We start from the raw sequence: 17,314 nt of genomic DNA, 5'->3' as shown, positions 1-17,314 counted from the left end.
GAACCGGTACAGCGGCACGATCAGCGGGCTCGATGTGCGGCGGTAGTAAATCGCATTCTGACATAGTGCCAGGCGACGATGATTGCGGCCACCGCGACGGGCAGGTTCAGAAAAAAGATCACGCGCCAACCGACCACGTCAATCAGCCATCCTCCAACCGGCGGTCCCACTGCACTGGCGACGGCGCCTGCCGACGCCCAGGTGCCAACCGCCCGTCCACGTGGCTCGCCCTGAAACGAGCTGCCCAGTATACCTAAGCTGTTCGGCATCGGGACAGCGGCGCGATCCCTTGAACGCCCGCGAGGCAAGATGGGTCGGCAAGTCGGGCGCCAGAGGACGGCCGGCAGACGCAAGCGCGAACAGCACGATACCGGCGATCAGCATTCGTCGGCGACCAAAATGATCCCCGACCGCTCCGCCCATTAATAGCAGGGCGGACAAAGGAAGGAGGTATGCGTTGATAATCCAGGGGAGGTTCGCTGGATTGCCGACCGAGATCTTGCGCGATCGACGGCAGCACGACGTTGGTCACGGATCCGTCGATGAAGGCAAGGCTGGACGCCAGCATAGTCGCTACGATTGTCCAGCGGGGGTGGGCGACTGATCGCCCTGTCTTGGCGTCGCTCATCAGAAAAGGCCGTCAGGAAGGATGATAGTGTTGGGCATCGACTTTGAATGCGCGGGTTTGTCAACGCCGGCCGCGTTCCACGCCAGCGGGGGGGGAGTAAAAGCAGGCCAATGTTGATGTGGGCCTGACGATATGAAAAGGCCCCAATTGGGCCCTTTTCATATCGTTGTCGTCGTTGATCAGGCTGTGGTTGATCTCGCCGATTTCGGGGTCGATCATCTCGGTGGCCTGATTTTGCTCTGCCCTTGCGGCTTAGCGTCGGCGCCCGCGGGGTTCGCTTCAGCCGGTAGCTGTTGCCGTTCATCATAATTATGCTGACGTTATAGGTGACTTCCGTCAAGTTGACATTCGTTGTCGTTCCCCACCCGCATGCCCCCTCGATGCCTATGGTCGGGCCAATGCCACCGCCGATGGGAGCGCCGAACTGATCGCGGGATTGGTCCCTGCGATGCTTATCGCCTTCCTCAACAGCGACTGTGAATTCGCGGAATCGCTTCGGTCACCCTCGACCCGCCAAAGTTGACCTATCCGTGGCACTGCTCACCTTCGCCGACGCCGCCGCAGTTCGGAAAGTGCATCTCGACACATTGTGCAGGCTAATTAAAAAGGGCGGGATCCTCTGAGCGCGGGTCGGACGCGGTGGGCGCTTTATCGAGACCGACGCATTTGAGACAGCGCAATTTCCGACGCCCAGGAGGCCGCTTGTTCTTTCCATTCATTATTCCGCCGAGTCCGTCGCCGACCGACCAAGCGTTAAAGGACGGCGGTCGGAGCCCCGGGGGGGGTGGGCTCCGACCGCCTCGCTGGCGACTCTCCGGGGTGGCGGGGGGTACAGGTTGTCGCCAACGATCTCGATCAAAACCGAAAGTTATCTTGCAAGTTTGCGTCTCGCGGCCCCGCTTGGTCCGTGATCATCACGTCCGGAGGGTCCGCATGTCTCACTAGTTTACGATCGGGGCGCAGCGATGCTGCCGCCATCGTCGCATCCATGTCATTACCAATACTGATGGGGTAGGGCGCCCCTGACTGCGTCGTTCACGGAAAACGACCCAATCTGAATAGCTGACGTATCGGGGGCGTCGACTTTAAGGGCGTGGCAGCTTTGCCTGGCGTCCGAGCAGCGCTCCACGGCGGATGGTCCTTCCAGGACTTTTGAGCGCGTCTGCATCGTCAACACCTCACGGTTGGCTCTTTGCCTCAGCGAGCAACGTCGAGGCGCGGAGGTTGCTATTCGTAACCAGCGGGTCCGTTCTAACCGCGATGCGCGCAGGCGCCAGGAAGTTGAGGTAAGGGCGCATGAGAAAGCGCTTGTACGGCCGAATGCCCACTCGTCCTGACCTGCTGCCCGTTTTCTGGACCATTTTGAGCTTGAAAATTCCAGTTTAGGATTGAGGGGCAGGTGACGGAGGGAGCGGTGAAGAGATCGAAGTTTAACGAGGCGCAGATCGCGTTGGTGTTGAAGCAGGCCTAGGACGGCACAGCGATCGGCGAGGTGTGTGGCAAAGCCTGAATCAGCGACGCGACATTCTATGCGTGGCGCAATAAGGACGCCAGGCTGATGCCATTAGCCCGGATTATTCATCGGGAGCCCAAATCGGTGGTGGCGATCGTGGTCTAAGTCTTTGGTTTGGAGTAGAGAAAGGGTGCTTACGCCATCCCTCTGCTCCAGACAGAAAGTGCCACGACCGCCATGGCTGACGATAGCGGGTTCTCCTTTACCTTCCCAGCCATTCGTGGTCGAAAAATCACCGCCGCGTTCGACGGCGGTCGGCTGACGTCGGACGGCGGCGTACTGCTGCTCGCACAGGCCGAGCGGCGGTTGGGGATCGCGGATCGGCTCGCCGCCTGCATCGCTGATCCGCGCGATCAGGGTCGGGTGATCCACCGGGTCGCCGACATCTTGCGCGCCCGCATGCTCGCGATCTCGTGTGGGTATGAAGACGCCGCCGATCTTGACACCCTGCGGCATGATCCAGGATTCAAGCTGGCGCTCGGCAAACTGCCGGGTGATCCGTTCGGGCTGGCCAGCCAGCCGACGATGAGCCGGTGGGAGAATGCGCCGACTACGCGCGAGTTGATCTGTCTGACCGGTACGCTGGTCGACCTCTATTGCGCGAGCTACCCCGTGCCGCCTGCGGCGGTGACGCTCGACATCGACGATACCGTCGACGTCGTACACGGCGCGCAGCAGCTCTCCTTCTGGAACGGGCACTATGGCGAGCGCTGCTTCCTGCCGATCCATGTCTACGACACCGCTACCGGGCGGCCGGTTGCGATGCTGCTGCACACCGGCAAAACGCCGTCGGGCAAGGAAGTCGCCGACCATGTTCGCCGGCTCGTGCGACGCATCCGTCGCCACTGGCCCGATACCCGGATCACGCTGCGCGGCGATGGTCACTACGGTCGGCCAGAGCCGATGACCTGGTGCGAGGCGAACGGCATCGACTACATCTTCGGGCTGCCCGGCAACCGCACGCTCCACGCCGATCCGGCCATCGTTCGGGAAGGCGATGCCTGCGCGACCGACCGGGCATTGCAGGGACTGGTCGAACTACGGCGTTACGCAGAGACGCGCTACGCTGCGAAAACCTGGGGGAATACCGAACGTCGCGTCGTTGCTCGCATTTAAACGACGCCTGCGCTAACCCATCGGCTGAGAAACGCTGCCGGTGAATAGATCAGGCTAGCTCCAGCTCACAATCAGCAAGGCGGCCTCCGCCGGCTTGCAATTACCCATAAGTATTTGAATCGCTTGCGTGCCTCCGAAAGAAAATTGTTGAATTGGATGAATCAGTTGTGATTCATTCACGAGCACCGTGATTTTGCTCGTGAGGTGCGCGATGCAGGCCGAAAGCGAAAAACTGCTGCTTGTGGGTGATCACTGGTCGAGCAGCGAGGTTGATGAGGCCGCTTTCAGAGATGTCCGTCTCGGGCGTCGGTTCGGCGATTTGCTTCGCCGCCTGAGCGACAGGATGGGAGGAACAATCCCTCTGGCGTGTCAGGACTGGGCGAGCACCAAGGCCGCATATCGGTTCTTTTCCAACCCAAAGGTCGAGGAAGGGGACATCCTTGCAGGCCATCTCGAGGCGACAAAGGCGCGGTGTGCCGGGCCTGACGGGACCGATCTCGGTGATTCAGGATACGACAGAGTTCACCTATCAGCGCCGGAACCCGCACGACGTCGGCTTTACCAAAAGCGTAAACAGTGGTCGCGACAAAAGTGGCCGACTCCGCCACCATGCGGTTTGCGGTATACTTATGCATTCCAGTCTCGTTGTCACCGAGGAGGCACTTCCTCTCGGACTGGCCGCGGTCAAATTCTGGAACCGCGATAAGTTCAAGGGCACTGCTCAGCTCAAGCGCAAGATAAACCCGACGCGGGTTCCGATCGAAGCAAAGGAGAGCGTTCGTTGGCTCGATAATCTCCGCCAGTCGGTCGCTCTGCTGGGGCAGCCGGATCGGTGTGTTCACGTTGGCGATATGATTCCTGGGGGCTACATAGCTCTCGCTTCTCCCTCATCGACGAGTTCACGCACCGTCCGGCCCGCCAGTAACATCTCGAACGAGAATGCGGCGAGGGCAGCTATCGCACAGACCAGGGCGCCACCGAAAAGACCGAAAAGGATCTCACCTGCGGCACCGCTACGCAGGGCGTTGAGGAAGAGCGTGAGGGCTGCGCAGCAGGTGAGACCTCCTGCCAACGCTGCAAAAAGCACGGCGACGTCGAGCGATCTCGATCGTAGTCTCAGGCGTGCGAGCTGGCGCGGACGCTTCGTCGGTTCGCTCGACAGCCGGCTCACCTGATCGGCCACTCTCCCCAAGCGAGTCGTGAACACGTTCAGCAGTGACGCAACGCCCGTCAGCAGGAAGATTGGCGTCAGTGCGAGCTGAACCACGTGCGCGGCGTAATTGACGTCTGGTTGCATGATCCGACCATACCCACCCAGCGGGCAAGAAAATAGTCGCGCAGGAACAGTCTCGCGCCTTTTCACATCGGTATCTGACCGTGAACCCTGATCAGACCATCCTTGGCATGGGCGGTGATTGGTGCCGGTCCTCCGTCCGGCGGCCGGCGCTCCGAACCCGCAAATGGACGCTATGTCGCTGCTAGCAGCAATAGGCATACCATCACGTCAAGGAATCCATCGGCAGGTTCGTAGCTGGTGTGCAGCAGGTTCATCCGGCCTCCGAGCGTGATCACGCCGATCGTTTGCTCCGACTCGATACCCATCGAGACTGCGGGTCCCCATAAGCGCTCTAGAACCAGACTGCCGTAATGGTCGGGGATGGCGACCGTCGCCAGGTTGGTCAGCAAGATTTCAGCGCCGAATGCCTTAGCCCAGATGGCTGCTGTCTCCTCGACGCTGGGGAGTTCAGCGACTAAGGCGCGCACTCCTCTGACATTGGCGGCGAGGACCGTCGGGTCCTTGAAGACCCCGAGCCTTGCTGAAAATTCACGCGCGTCGTCCCATATGTCGGCGGACTGTTCATCAAGTCTCGTAGTTGTCGCGCTGACGAATAGGCCCAAGCTCTCGGTTCCGAGAAGAAGCCTGCGCCGCACGTCGATCGGCGTCATGACACGGGGGCGCGCCGCGTCGCCCGGCGCTGCCATGCTGTATGCCCTAGCGGCAGCGGCGCACAGGATCGCGTGAACCGTCGCTCCCTCCGCCCGCGCTCTGGCGCGCAGTTTCGCCGTCGCGTCGATCGAGAGATGACGTGATAGGATCGTCGCCCGGGACCCTTGCGCGCGACGATATCCAGGGGGCGGAATATCTCCCGACGTGCCTCGTGCGAACTCGATGTCCGGCCAACCTTCTTGGTCGATGGCGTGCTCGAGCGAAGTCGTGGTCGTTCCGACTTTCACTGCCAAACCAGCTGCGACGCGAAGGACCTCACGAAGGAAGATGGATGCCGAACTTCCGTCGGCTACTGCGTGATGAAAGGTCAGAATGAGAACCGACCGTTCTTGATCATGCAACAGGCGACCTCGAACGAGCGGATCGGATGCGACGTCGAATGGAAGCGCGAGCTCATCCGCGACATGCTCCTCCCATCCTCTCCTGTCGCGCGCCGCGACCTGGAGCGGCACCCCCCTCGAAACTGTAGTGGCAAAGAAAGGGCGTCCATCGGCCGCGGTTAGGATCTGTGCGCTGACGAGCGGAGACTGGCTTCCGATAAGGGTCAGCGCATCGAGCCACTGGGATTCACTCGTCTCGCCAGCAACTTCGGCCACGATGCAGAAGTGGGTCTGATGGTTCTGATCCATCAACCAAAAGACTGTTTCAATTCCGCCCAGATTGCGGAGTTCGCTTAGAGGTTGAGGGTGCTTCGTCATGGTCGGTGCCTCGATGCGCAGCTGAACCCAGTCCGCGCGAATTGATATCAAAGGCCAAGTGCAGGCGCCGCCCGGCAGGCGGTCGCCACTTGGCGTCGCTTGGCGAAATGGGTAGGTGCGGTCAGCAGGACTATACCCGATCGGCTCATGCCAATGCCCGAGGGGATCAAATCACCGTTGAAGTGCTCGGCGTTGCTACAATGAGCCGGGTGTGGACAACTGCGTCGTGCTTCGAATTGCACCCGGACGTATAGCGAAACGGCGCTGAATTGCTCGACTTAACGCCGCCTCTGAGTGATAACCGACCCCAGCGGCGATCACCGCAAGCGGTTCGGATGTGTGGATGATCCGATTGCGCGCGAGCGTAAGGCGGATCTCGGTGAGGAAGGCCTGGGGCGGCAAGCCGCTCATCCGGCGAAAGGCACGCACCAACGTGGCGCGGGAGACCGCTGCGATTTCAGCAAGTTCGTTCAAGTCCCAACGCCGCTCGGGATGCTTCAGCATGGCGGCCGCGGCGCGCCCGGTCTCGCGAGCGGCCAGCGTCGCCAGGAGTCCGTGCACCGGTGGCTCATTCTCAAGATGCTCTCGCAAGAGCATGGTGAACAATGCGCTGGAGAGATCCGACGCGATCGCGGTAGCTCCCGCGCGGCCGAGATTCAGTTCGTCGCGGATCATTGCCATGAGACTGGCATTTTTCTGGGCTCCCCCGAAATTCAGTACGATGGCGCTAGGGAGCGCTCGAAGCAGGAGGTTCTCGGTAGCGTTCTCGAGATAGAGGCGGCCGCACACCAGCTCGGTTTCGATCGCCGTGCCTGTGGTTTCCTTGATGCGGATATGATCGCGATAAATGGTGGCGACGTCGCGGAACTCATGAGCGCCGCCGCCGCCATACACGACGTGACCGTCTCCGTGCGGTAGCAGGAGCACATCGCCGGTCTCCAGTCGGACCGATCGCTCTGCGGTCCGCTCAACCCAACAATTCCCTTTCATGACGATGTGAAAAGCGGCCCATCCGGTGTCCATTGGTGCGTGCGGTGAGCGCCAGTGTCCTCCGAAGCGACAGAAGTCCTGTAACTCGGGCCGCACCCGGAGCATGGGTGCAATGGCGGTCAGATGATCGGGTAGGTCAGCCACGTGCCGAATCATCGCTTTGATCCGCGCGGACAGCAAGAAGCACCGCCGCGGCATAAAAGGCAGGGAGCGCGCCGCCCATTTTCTTCTCAACCGACGAGGAGATCTTGTAATGCTTTCGAACGATCGAACCGCCCGTTCCTCTTCCGAGCCCGACGTGGCGGGCGCGAGCGGTGCGGCCAACGGGCGAGTGGATACTTTGACCGGCCGGGCTCTGGGGGTTCTCGCGGATCCCCGCTCGACCGCCCTGGGCATCGGCGCGATGAAGATTGCGGTCGCCATCATATTCATTTGGATCGGCTGGCTCAAGTTCCAGCCCTATGAGGCGGACAGCATAACGCCGTTTGTTGCGAACAGTCCGCTTCTGCGGTTTTTCTACCTGCATCCTGCGGATTACGCAGCCCATCTCACCAAGGAGGGCATTCTGGTTCCAGCTCAGCGCGCTTGGCAAATCGCCAATCGAACCTACGCGTTTTCCACAGGTCTCGGGTCCGTCGAACTGTTGATCGGCGGTCTCACGCTCGCCGGCCTCTGGTCGAAACGGCTCGGCATGGTTGGAGCGCTGTTGGCTTTCGCGACGCCATTTGTCACCCTTTCGTTCCTCGCTACGACGCCCGAGGCTTGGGTGCCGGCGCTCGGAGACGCACAGCATGGCTTTCCGTATCTGTCGGGCCCCGGGCGTCTGGTGGTAAAGGACGTCGCTCTGCTTGCCGGGTCTTGGCTCATCATGGCCGACACCGCGCGCCAGCTGCTCATGAGGCGCGGTCATTCGACACGCGCGACTGGAGTTCGGTAGCATTCCAGGACGAGCGCTCACGAGACCGCAGCCTGCCAGCACCATGAATGCAAACACGTGTGACGATTGCGAAATAGGTCGTAGTCGACACCCGTGCGCTGTCGAACCGCCTTGCCTGCCGCCACGCCCTGCAGGGAGTGGCCAGTCCATGACTTCTTGCACCCGCGACGCGGGGAGTAATTCCGCAACGCTTGTGTATCTGGGAGGCTAGCGACCTGCCAATTTCGTTCGGCGATCACGATACCGCTAGAAGCCGAGTTCGCTAAGACCGGGATGATCGTCGGGGCGCTTGCCGATCGGCCAAGCGAAGGCCCTATCCGCGGGCAGGATCGGATGTTCATTGATGCTGGCAATCCGGCGCTTCATCAGGCCATCACTATTGAAAGACCAGTTTTCGTTGCCGTACGCGCGAAACCATGTGCCGCTGTCGTCCCGGTATTCATAGGCGAAACGCACCGCGATGCGATGTCCGGTGAAGGCCCAAAGTTCCTTGATCAGGCGATACTCGAGTTCCTTGTTCCATTTCCGTCCAAGGAAGGACTCGATCGCCTCGCGCCCGACGATAAACTCCGTGCGGTTCCTCCAGTGACAATCCTCGGTGTACGCGGAGGCAACGGTTTTCGGATCGCGACTGTTCCAGGTGTTTTCGGCAAGGCGAACTTTGAGCACAGCAGATTGCTCGTCGAACGGAGGAAGCGGGGGGCGTGACATCGTTGGTCCTATCCTGCTGTTTCGATGAGGGTAATTGCGTCGTCAGTCGCGTCAGCAAAGACTCCACCGTCAAGGCAGCACGCAGCCTGGCCAAGTGGGATCGTCGCGTTCCTAATTGCGAAGATAGTAACCCGTTTGCGAATGAGCAAAATAAGATCGCGTGAGTATGCGTTATATCGCTCGATTTGGGCGGCTCTAACGGGCGCGGTTGGATAGGCGCTGGATTGTTGTCGTGGCCATCGCCGCCATGTCGGGCGGACGCAAGTGAGGCGGATCGGATGCCGGTGATGTCGCAACGCGGCCCAGCTACCGGACGTAGTCCCGAGCCAGCCATCAGACCAGACTTGGCATGGTGCCCCCGTCTTTCCTACGCGGCATCGCACGCCGCGTCGCCCCGTGCCACGCAGTCGATCAGGCAGGTCCCTCTCTTTAGCTAATGCGAGCTAACTCGTCCCTCGTAACTGCCTTCGTTAGTTTGCAACTGCATTATGTGGATCGGCGCCCAAAGCGGGACCCCGGTAGATTGCTGCCAAGCTATTGATCGTGCTTCGATTCTTTACCGAGGCAGGGGTTCCGATCGGCGCCGATCGGGACCCCTTCATAACCCATATTTCCCAAAGGATTATAGATAGTTGCCCCGCTCGGAACGGGGTCTCGCTTTGGGCGCCGATCCACAGTTAGGGGGTCTCGATAGGCGCCAATCGCGGCCCCCTAAAAAACGGCTTTTGCTTGCAAATAAATTATTTGTATCGAGAAAGGCGGGGTTCTGTTTCTACCCCTATCTACAGAACATGCTAATGAAAAGGTCTGCGGTTGCGAAACCGTCGGTGTTCAAGCCACGCCCAAGCCCAGCCGTTATGGCACAGGCTTCGTGGAAACACACTCCGTCGTGGCAGCGTGACGCCTACCGAGGGAATATTTCGAATTGGCAAGGTCCGTCGGCCGGCAAACGGTCCAAACCCGGTGGCAGCAGTGCGCCATTCAGAGGTAATGATCGCGCTGCATCGGGACTTGCGAACAACCTTCGCTCGCTACCAACCAGTTCGGCTTTGAGGAACGGATCTTCGAAGCTGAACCGTGCTCATCGGCTCCAGCCGATCAACATTCCATCCGCCGATTGTGTCACGTTGACTGCGAGTTGGATCACGCCGCTTTATCCATGGCTACCTGCCTGTGCTTCAAACCGGACTTGATATAGATTGTTTCGCCTTTGCAACATCGGGGCGACGCGACGCCTTCCTCGTGCGTCGACCGCGTCTCCCCGTGGCAGTTAGGATCTGGCCAACGGGAAGCGTGTGCCAATTGCTGCTTCTCATAGCGATCATCGTGCTTAACGTTCTCGATCCATATTAGGGGTCGTGCTATGAGATGCGACCAGCGTCTTGGCACGATACCTTGCTCGATGCCCTCGACGGAATACAAATGGCTCGTTTGCGTGCGACATGGATTTACAACCGTGATATGTTTCGCGCGTAGGTCCGGGGGGAGCAAATGCGGCGACTAAGGGCAGGCGTGCTGACATTAATAGCGTGGGCCCTCGTCGGGGCTGCGCTTGCACCCACATCCGCGCCCATAACCGGGATTACGGGATTTAAACACACCGGGTGGACCGCCGACGACGGCGCCCCCAGCGGAATCCGTAATATGGCGCAGTCTGCCGATGGCTACCTTTGGATCGTCAGTAGCGATGGGTTGATCCGCTTCGACGGAGTGTCCTTCGAGCGCATGCCCGCTCTTAACGATCCGAAGCTGGGCGAGTATCAAGCCTTTTCCGTTCACGCGTCCCCGAACGGAGACGTCTGGATCGGATATCGCCCGGGCGCAGTCGCCCTGTATCGCAAGGGGCACCTTTATAATCTTAATATGCCCAACCCACCGGAGTTTCTCACATTCATTGAGGATGATGGGCGAGGCGGCCTTTGGGTGGTCAGTGGCAGAGGCGACGCTGCTCTTTCGCACTACCACTCAGGTAAATGGGAAGTGATGGGTGACGCGCAAGGCGTGCATGGACAGGTCGGGCGGGTCTTCATCGACCGAAGCGGCATTACCTGGGTCGTAGAGCAAAGTCATATTCTCTTTTTAAAACCGGGAGCTAGGCGCTTCACCATGACGCCAGCCCAAATGACATACCCGGCTCAGATTAGCCAAGGTTTGGACGGCCGCCGATGGTTGTCGGATCGAAGCGGTTTGCGGCCGCTACCCGATTATCCCAACGGCGCGACTGATCCAGCCATCCCGGCGAAGGGATACGAAGATGTGGCTTTCAGAACGTCCTGGTTCGACCCCACGGGCAATCTCTGGGGCACAGATGCGGCGAAAGGCCTGTTCCAAATTCCTGTCGATAAGCTCGATGATGCAGAAGCGCGCTTTCACCCACTACGTTTCACCGCCGCCGACGGACTGACTTCGAACCGGACGCTGACCTCCCTTATGGATCGAGAAGGTAATATTTGGGTGGGCACCGATGCTGGTTTGGACAGGCTAAGAGAGGCGGTTGTTCGGCCGCAGCCCGGCCTAAACCCCATCTCAATTAATTGGGGTGGGGTAAGTGACGTCCAAGGGAACGTTTATATCGTGGACGATGACGGCATACATGTGATTGGGCGGAATGGAATTCTCACAACTATCTCGAACTTGATTGGAGAAACGACTTCAGCTCCCTGCAGACGCCGCGACGGCTCAGTCGTCGTACTGACCTCGAATGCAGTGTGGCAACTTCGTCCGAGTGGCGTGAAGATCTTGGGAACGGCGCCTGAGGCAGCTTTCGCTTGCACCGACGATGCTCGAGGTCGGCTTTGGATGTGGGGACCCCAAAAACATCTGCAATGGTGGGATCGGTTAGGATGGCACGAGCAGCCGACTTCGAACGAAAAACTGACGCCGGCCGGGCTAGCAACGACGCCGTCGGGAGTCGCGCTCCTCCGCGTCGGTGCGACGGATCTCATGAAGCTAGGCCGTGCGACAACGCCTTTGATCAAGGCTTCCTCAATTGGAGTCGGCGCCATCTGGACTGTCAACGAGGGCAAGCAGGATCTGTTGATCAGCGGCAACCTCGGTCTGGCAGGGGTCCGAAACGGTGTCATACGGCAGATTAAAGGTGATCGGTTTCCGTGGTTAACTAAGCTGAGAAGCATCGCACAAACGAGCGGAGGCGATACATGGATGCAGTCGCCCGCTGGGATCGTCCGGGTCAGGACGGGCGACCTCGAGCGGGCATTTGAAGATCCAACGGCGCCTCTGCCCCACGACCTATTTGACGCCGCCGACGGCCTTGTGAGCAAAGGGCAGAAAAATGGCCTCTGGGGGGATCAGATTTTTGAAGGTGCCGACGGCATCGTCCGTTTTCTCACTGGTGCGGGGGTCGTGACGATCAACCCCAGACTCATCATGCGGAACACGCTTGCACCGCCCGTGGTCGTGAGTTCGTTGACCAGCGGCGGTGAAAAATATCTGGACCCGACGACCGTAAACCTCGCTGCGGGACGGACAAACATCAGGATCGCCTATTCCGCACTTAGCCTGTCCGTCCCTGGCCGCGTGCGCTTCCGCTACAAGCTCGACGGATTCGATGAAAACTGGGTGGATCCGGGCAGGCGTCGAGAGGCCGTGTATGCGAACCTCGCCCCCGGAAGCTATCGCTTCAACGTGATAGCTGCGAACAACGACGGTGTCTGGAACCGGCAGGGGGCCACGTTGCTCATCACCGTTGCGCCGACTTTCTTTCAAACCATATGGTTCAAAGTGCTTTGTGTTATGCTCATCGTGGCTGTGCTCTGGTGGGCCTATCAGGTTAGGGTCCGGCAGCTTGTGAACCGGATGAACACGGCCATGGGGATCCGCCTGACTGAACGAGAACGCATCGCCCGCGAACTACATGACACGTTGTTACAGAGTTTCCAAGGCCTGATGTTGCAATTGCAGGCAGTTGCAAACCGGCTACCTCCCGGTCAGTCTGAGCGTCATTCGCTCGAGCAGGCTTTGCAGAGTGCCGACGGGGCGCTGGTCGAAGGACGAAATAGGGTTAACGAACTCCGCACCGATACTGTCGACCGTGATTTTTCCAAACGCCTAGTTGCGCTCGCCGACGAGCTCGGGTCAACGCAGGATGTACACTTCAAATTAACCGTAGAGGGGCGCCCGCGGGCTGTAACGCCTTTGGTCGAAGACGAGCTTCAGCGGATAGGCGAAGAAGCGCTGCGCAATGCGTACCAACATTCGAAGGCGACCAAGATCGAGGGCAAAGTCGGATATCGCGGCGAGATACTGACGCTGGAAATCCGTGACGACGGCGTCGGGCTGCCTGCCGAAGTGTCTTCACTGGGGAGCAGGTCAGGTCATTACGGACTTCTCGGAATGCGTGAACGCGCACGCCGCATCGGCGGTGTTATTTCAATTGTCAGCGAAGACGGAAAGGGATCAGTAGTCCTTGTCTCTGTACCGGCAAAGACAGCATACGTTGTCAGTCATCGGCTCAAAACGATATGGCCGTTCAACTATAATTATGAAAAACCGGACTGCGGTCCGAAACGTGGCGCAAAGTCCGATAAAGAGTGTCGACCTTAGCCGGCTAACTTACCCCGTCTTTCATCGCGCTTTATTGAGAAAGTTCGCTTTAAGCTGGCGTCGCCGAAGACTCCAAACCGGCGGGGCATTCATTCGCTTCACTTCGCTCCGGGCGGACTCGTACGCTTGATTTTCACGCCAAAGACGACGAGCCATCGCGCTTGACCCTTATAAGTCGTGTGTCGACCTCGCGATCCATGAACGTCCATTCTCGGGAAGCCCGCAGCTGCCCCACCATGTCGTCGAAATCTCCTCCGTCGATTGGCGCATAGTCGAGCAACCCGAGGAAATCGAAGGGAGCTTCGATCGCTAAGTCCCGACAGTGATAGAGTCGGCGGGCCACGCTTGGACGATCGCGCAGGCCGATTATTTGCAGGATTCGGATACGCTCACCGTACCATTTTTGATGCATTTAGCCGGAAATGACGAGTTCATGCCTGAAATGGCCCGGGCGGAAATAAAGACGACACTCGCCAGCAAGTCGAACCTCGAGACTTTTGACTATCCTGGCTGCAGCCATGCCTTTTCCCGTCATGGCGGCGCGCATTATGATGCAGCTGCAGCGGCGCTTGCGACCCGCGCACATGGTCGTTCCTAGCTCAGTGGCTGTGTTGGATGCGCGTGCCCGCCGACGTCAGACTTGACGATCTTGACCGTGGAGCCGTGCGCACCCTGTAGCGCGCGACATGCTAGCTATTCTGCAGGTTCATTTGAGAGGTGGAGGGTAGAGTAAGGCCAGGCGGCAGTCCGCCTGGCCCTTCGCGTTCATTCTGAATTGCTCAGCGCCGTGCGTCGAGACTCCAGATACCGCCACCAAGTGCGACCACGTTCAGAAGACCACCCGCAATCGCGATGTTTTTGAAGAAATTGATGAATTGATTGAGGTCCCCAAGCGCATTGTGGAAAGCCAGTGCGGTTACGACGGAGAAGATCGCGAGCACAGCAGCTGTCAGCCGCGTGCGATAGCCTAGAACGAGCGCAACACCGCCCGCCAGCTCGACCAACAGCGCGATCGCGAGGCCAAGTTCGGGAAGGGGCAGGCCGGCCGACCGTATGTACCCGATCGTGGCTGCAGGCGCAGTCAGCTTCGACAGCCCACTAAGGAGGAATATGCTGGCGATACCGATGCGCCCGAGCAGTGGCAGCGCACCGGACGTAGAAACAGCAGGTATAGCTCGGTCGAGAGGAAGCGTGGCCATTGGAAATCTCCTGTTGCTGGCGGAACATCCCGCCGTTGCGCATGAGATAGGCTCGCAGTATCTTTCTAAACAGTGGAGTAATGTTGGTGGATCTATTCTATTTTATAGAATAGCGGCCGGTTCGGCGGTGCACCGCTTCAGCACCTTTCGTTAGACCTGTGCACAAGAAACCCAGCCGATCAAGCGATCGGCTGGGCGATGTTATCGGCAGTCCACCGCGCTCATTCGGCGTCGACTAAGATCACCTCGCTATCCTCGATCGCAACGACGCGGAATAGCGCTTCTTCGGTAATTGCGGCACCGTCGCGGGTACCGACCCGCACACCGCCGATTTCGACTGAGCCGGTTCCGGGGACGAGGTACGCACGGCGACCCGGGCCGAGTGCATATTCCGCGGCTTCTCCGGCCTTCAGCGAGGCTGCTACGACCCGCGCATTCGTGCGGATCGGCAAGGCGTCCTGGTCATCGTCAAAACCGCTGGCGAGCGCCACGAACCTCCCAGATCGATCCCCCTTGGGGAAAGGTCGTGCCCCCCAGCTCGGCTTTTCGCCAGTGCGTATGGGCTGTATCCAGATCTGAAAGATCCGAGTGATCCTGTCCTCCCGGTTATATTCCGAATGCGTTATGCCAGTGCCCGCACTCATCACCTGGACGTCGCCCGCTTCCGTCCGACCAATATTGCCAAGATTATCCTGATGGGTGATTGCGCCTTCTCGGACGTAGGTTATGATCTCCATATCGCGATGCGAGTGCGGCGGGAAACCGGTGTTCGGCGCAATCGAATCGTCGTTCCACATGCGAAGGTTGCCCATCTTGTTTCGGGCGGGATCGAAGTCGCTGCTGAATGAAAAGTGATGCTTTGCATCCAGCCAGCCGTGGTTGGCGCCGGCAAGCGAGCGGTATGGCCGAAGTTCGATCATGTTAATTTCCTGTCCTTGGAAGTTTCGCGGTCACCCGCCACTTCATGGATGGGAAGATAAGGACCCTCGACGCCGTCGATCAGGCGGATAAGGTGGGCTCAATCGTTCTAGGAAGTTGAAATGTCCAATCCCGGAACCCCGACATTAGAACAGCTTCGAACATTCCTCGCGGTAGTAGAAACCGGAAGCTTCGCGGCCGCGGGACGTCGCCTTAACAGGGCAGTTTCCGTTATCAGCTACGGCATCGCCAATCTCGAGTCGCAGCTTGGCGTTCTGCTCTTCGAACGTGAGGGGACTCGAAAGCCGAAGCTGACAGACGCCGGGCGCGCGATCCTCGCCGACGTACGTAGCGTTGCGCAGGGGCTCGACGGTTTACGCGCCAAAGTAAAAGGGTTGCTCGAAGGCCTCGAACCGGAGGTGAACCTCGCAGTAGATGTGATGCTGCCCACGGCGCGGCTTGGCGCGGTACTGCGCGCTTTTACGGAGGAATTCCCGACCGTCACTCTTCGATTACACGTCGAGGCACTTGGTGCGGTTGCCGCGCTAGTTCTCGATGGAAAGGCGGTGCTGGGCATCTCGGGGCCTTTGGCTACCGCCTTTGCGGACATTGATTCGTTACGCGCCGGCGAGGTGACGATGGTGCCGGTCGCAGCCCCTGACCACCCGCTCGGGCGGATGCCACAGCCGCTGCCGTCTGGTGCAGGGCGCGATCATGTCCAGCTTGTGCTGACAGACCGGTCTGCGCTGACTGAAGGCCGAGATTTCGCGGTGGTGAGCGCGCGGACATGGCGGCTGGCGGATCTTGGTGCCAAACACGCGTTGCTCCGGGAGGGCATCGGCTGGGGCGCTATGCCACTTCCGGTGATCGAGCCCGATCTTGCCGCCGGAACGCTGATCCGGCTTGTGATGCCGGATTACCCGGGAGGGATGTACGGGTTGAGCGCGATTTGGCGGCGTGACGCGCCTCCGGGCCCAGCGGCCTACTGGCTTCGCGACATGTTTATCGCGACGTACCATGACGATATCAACGTACTTGGGCCGGGTGCCGTTTGATCGAGGTCGGGCGCGTTCGCGCTGTCGGCTGCGCGCGCGCGTGCCGCAAGCACTTTCTCATTCTTCCTAGCCGCAACTTTTTTGAAGTCCGGTATCAATGCGCATTAAGGACTGTGTCGGCAGAGCGGGCAGCACCTTCCTTCCGGAAGCGTTACCCACGACCGGAGCAATGGCTAACAGCTACGCTCAATCAGATACAGATCGCTGCCGGAATGTCGCGCGCCCTCCCCGCGAACAATCTCCGCTAGCGAGGCGGTCGGGATCGCCCCCTACCGGCCGCCACCAATTCGCCTCGCACCGCTCTTACCGGTGCTGGGACCGAGGGACGCGTGACACAATCTGGCCCGGCTGGCGACCAAGCGTTCCAGATCGCTTCGCGACGCGCTCGTCGCGGTGACGGGCGGGGGTTACAACGCTAAAAATGCGAGGAATGACACTCGCTTGAGTGCTGACAGCTGTTAGCCAAGCCCATCACGGATTCTACGCGCACGCCGGAGGTCGGTGATCAGGGTCACTGTGACCGCCTAGGCGTATCGCAGAGCGTGCTCCACGTGACCAGCGGCAATGTTAGGGATTGAGATCGATGATGCCCCGGCGCAGCGCGAGCGCAACGGCTTGGGTTCGATCGCTGGCGTCCAGCTTGGCGAAGATACTGCGCATGTGGGCCTTCACCGTGTCTTCTGAAATTTTCATCAGCCAGGCGATCTCCTTATTGGCCTTGCCGTCACTCGCGTGCGTCAGCACGCTTATCTCTCGGTCGCTTAGCGCATCATCGGCGACGTGAAAGGCGATCTCCTGGGCGATCTCAGGTGGGATGTGTCCACGCCCAGCATGGATCGATCGATCGATCGATCGGATGGTGTCCAACAAGTCCAGCCGCAATGTGCTTTTGAGAAGATACCCTACCGCGCCTGCCTTCAACGCGCGCATGGCCTGCGCATCACCGACATAGGTTGTCAGCACCACGATGCGGGCGTG

General features: G+C 59.7%; 16 protein-coding genes and 1 pseudogene. 7 read left to right on the top strand and 10 right to left on the bottom strand.

Annotation, left to right across the window (positions count from 1 at the left end; translation table 11 throughout):
• Positions 1–20: 20 nt before the first annotated feature.
• From ACVWYO_RS21725 to ACVWYO_RS21715, 3 genes are all read right to left on the bottom strand, one after another.
• Entirely contained in the window at positions 21–248 is a 228-nt protein-coding gene (locus tag ACVWYO_RS21725; protein WP_457355104.1) for an MFS transporter, read from the bottom strand.
• Positions 139–423 carry a hypothetical protein gene (locus tag ACVWYO_RS21720; RefSeq protein ID WP_457355102.1) on the bottom strand — a complete coding sequence of 95 codons (285 nt, stop codon included), beginning with the start codon at positions 421–423 and terminating at the stop codon, positions 139–141. Before ACVWYO_RS21720 ends, ACVWYO_RS21725 begins: the two co-directional genes overlap by 110 nt.
• A 265-nt stretch (positions 424–688) precedes the next feature.
• Positions 689–847: a hypothetical protein gene (locus tag ACVWYO_RS21715; protein ID WP_457354370.1), complete on the bottom strand. Its 159-nt coding sequence runs from the start codon at positions 845–847 to the stop codon at positions 689–691.
• Positions 848–950: 103 nt separating this feature from the next.
• Between ACVWYO_RS21715 and ACVWYO_RS21710 the strand changes: the two genes are divergently transcribed.
• The 3 genes and pseudogenes from ACVWYO_RS21710 to ACVWYO_RS21700 all read left to right on the top strand — a co-directional run bounded on the left by ACVWYO_RS21710 (position 951) and on the right by ACVWYO_RS21700 (position 3,963).
• Positions 951–1,151, top strand: coding sequence for a DUF2274 domain-containing protein (locus ACVWYO_RS21710; protein ID WP_457355100.1), 201 nt, complete (start codon positions 951–953; stop codon positions 1,149–1,151).
• A gap of 1,167 nt (positions 1,152–2,318) precedes the next feature.
• Positions 2,319–3,254 (top strand): annotated as a pseudogene (locus ACVWYO_RS21705) (IS1380 family transposase); the annotation flags it as partial.
• Between the two features lie 214 nt (positions 3,255–3,468).
• Entirely contained in the window at positions 3,469–3,963 is a 495-nt protein-coding gene (locus ACVWYO_RS21700; protein WP_457354368.1) for an IS4/Tn5 family transposase DNA-binding protein, read from the top strand.
• Between the two features lie 159 nt (positions 3,964–4,122).
• On the opposite strand, the gene ACVWYO_RS21695 is transcribed toward ACVWYO_RS21700, so the two are convergent.
• The 3 genes from ACVWYO_RS21695 to ACVWYO_RS21685 all read right to left on the bottom strand — a co-directional run bounded on the left by ACVWYO_RS21695 (position 4,123) and on the right by ACVWYO_RS21685 (position 7,097).
• On the bottom strand, positions 4,123–4,554 hold the full coding sequence (locus tag ACVWYO_RS21695) for a DUF2721 domain-containing protein (protein WP_457354366.1): 432 nt from the start codon (positions 4,552–4,554) through the stop codon (positions 4,123–4,125).
• 170 nt (positions 4,555–4,724) lie between these two features.
• Positions 4,725–5,963 (bottom strand): condensation domain-containing protein, encoded by a 1,239-nt coding sequence (locus tag ACVWYO_RS21690; RefSeq protein ID WP_457354364.1) that lies wholly within the window; start codon positions 5,961–5,963, stop codon positions 4,725–4,727.
• 195 nt (positions 5,964–6,158) lie between these two features.
• Positions 6,159–7,097 carry an AraC family transcriptional regulator gene (locus ACVWYO_RS21685; RefSeq protein WP_457354362.1) on the bottom strand — a complete coding sequence of 313 codons (939 nt, stop codon included), beginning with the start codon at positions 7,095–7,097 and terminating at the stop codon, positions 6,159–6,161.
• A gap of 109 nt (positions 7,098–7,206) precedes the next feature.
• Here ACVWYO_RS21685 and rclC point away from each other — a divergent pair, with 109 nt between their 5' ends.
• Positions 7,207–7,890: a reactive chlorine resistance membrane protein RclC gene (gene rclC / locus ACVWYO_RS21680; RefSeq protein ID WP_457354360.1), complete on the top strand. Its 684-nt coding sequence runs from the start codon at positions 7,207–7,209 to the stop codon at positions 7,888–7,890.
• Between the two features lie 246 nt (positions 7,891–8,136).
• Here rclC and ACVWYO_RS21675 read toward each other — a convergent pair whose 3' ends face one another.
• Positions 8,137–8,601, bottom strand: coding sequence for a nuclear transport factor 2 family protein (locus tag ACVWYO_RS21675; RefSeq protein ID WP_457354358.1), 465 nt, complete (start codon positions 8,599–8,601; stop codon positions 8,137–8,139).
• Positions 8,602–10,245: 1,644 nt separating this feature from the next.
• Between ACVWYO_RS21675 and ACVWYO_RS21670 the strand changes: the two genes are divergently transcribed.
• Positions 10,246–13,164 carry a sensor histidine kinase gene (locus tag ACVWYO_RS21670; RefSeq protein ID WP_457354356.1) on the top strand — a complete coding sequence of 973 codons (2,919 nt, stop codon included), beginning with the start codon at positions 10,246–10,248 and terminating at the stop codon, positions 13,162–13,164.
• A gap of 322 nt (positions 13,165–13,486) precedes the next feature.
• Positions 13,487–13,762 (top strand): dienelactone hydrolase family protein, encoded by a 276-nt coding sequence (locus ACVWYO_RS21665; protein WP_457354354.1) that lies wholly within the window; start codon positions 13,487–13,489, stop codon positions 13,760–13,762.
• Between the two features lie 181 nt (positions 13,763–13,943).
• On the opposite strand, the gene ACVWYO_RS21660 is transcribed toward ACVWYO_RS21665, so the two are convergent.
• Together ACVWYO_RS21660 and ACVWYO_RS21655 are read right to left on the bottom strand one after the other, a co-directional pair.
• Positions 13,944–14,363 carry a DoxX family protein gene (locus tag ACVWYO_RS21660; RefSeq protein ID WP_457354352.1) on the bottom strand — a complete coding sequence of 140 codons (420 nt, stop codon included), beginning with the start codon at positions 14,361–14,363 and terminating at the stop codon, positions 13,944–13,946.
• 221 nt (positions 14,364–14,584) lie between these two features.
• Entirely contained in the window at positions 14,585–15,283 is a 699-nt protein-coding gene (locus ACVWYO_RS21655) for a pirin family protein (protein ID WP_457354350.1), read from the bottom strand.
• A gap of 120 nt (positions 15,284–15,403) precedes the next feature.
• Here ACVWYO_RS21655 and ACVWYO_RS21650 point away from each other — a divergent pair, with 120 nt between their 5' ends.
• Positions 15,404–16,336: a LysR family transcriptional regulator gene (locus tag ACVWYO_RS21650; protein ID WP_457354348.1), complete on the top strand. Its 933-nt coding sequence runs from the start codon at positions 15,404–15,406 to the stop codon at positions 16,334–16,336.
• 567 nt (positions 16,337–16,903) lie between these two features.
• Here the strand turns inward: ACVWYO_RS21650 and ACVWYO_RS21645 are convergent.
• Positions 16,904–17,302 (bottom strand): response regulator transcription factor, encoded by a 399-nt coding sequence (locus tag ACVWYO_RS21645; RefSeq protein ID WP_457354346.1) that lies wholly within the window; start codon positions 17,300–17,302, stop codon positions 16,904–16,906.
• Between the last annotated feature and the right edge of the window lie 12 nt (positions 17,303–17,314).

Source organism: Sphingomonas sp. UYP23 (assembly GCF_054059235.1).
Note: the sequence above shows the minus strand (reverse complement) of the source record. Positions and strands in the feature narration are given on the sequence as shown.

Coding starts and splice junctions, on each gene's coding strand:
- ACVWYO_RS21700 (WP_457354368.1), top strand. CDS start 3,469: ATGCAGGCCGAAAGCGAAAAACTGCTGCTTGTGGGTGATCACTGGTCG.
- ACVWYO_RS21675 (WP_457354358.1), bottom strand. CDS start 8,601: ATGTCACGCCCCCCGCTTCCTCCGTTCGACGAGCAATCTGCTGTGCTC.
- ACVWYO_RS21660 (WP_457354352.1), bottom strand. CDS start 14,363: ATGGCCACGCTTCCTCTCGACCGAGCTATACCTGCTGTTTCTACGTCC.
- ACVWYO_RS21670 (WP_457354356.1), top strand. CDS start 10,246: ATGGCGCAGTCTGCCGATGGCTACCTTTGGATCGTCAGTAGCGATGGG.
- ACVWYO_RS21655 (WP_457354350.1), bottom strand. CDS start 15,283: ATGATCGAACTTCGGCCATACCGCTCGCTTGCCGGCGCCAACCACGGC.
- ACVWYO_RS21715 (WP_457354370.1), bottom strand. CDS start 847: ATGATCGACCCCGAAATCGGCGAGATCAACCACAGCCTGATCAACGAC.
- ACVWYO_RS21695 (WP_457354366.1), bottom strand. CDS start 4,554: ATGCAACCAGACGTCAATTACGCCGCGCACGTGGTTCAGCTCGCACTG.
- ACVWYO_RS21690 (WP_457354364.1), bottom strand. CDS start 5,963: ATGACGAAGCACCCTCAACCTCTAAGCGAACTCCGCAATCTGGGCGGA.
- ACVWYO_RS21720 (WP_457355102.1), bottom strand. CDS start 423: ATGGGCGGAGCGGTCGGGGATCATTTTGGTCGCCGACGAATGCTGATC.
- ACVWYO_RS21650 (WP_457354348.1), top strand. CDS start 15,404: ATGTCCAATCCCGGAACCCCGACATTAGAACAGCTTCGAACATTCCTC.
- rclC (WP_457354360.1), top strand. CDS start 7,207: ATGCTTTCGAACGATCGAACCGCCCGTTCCTCTTCCGAGCCCGACGTG.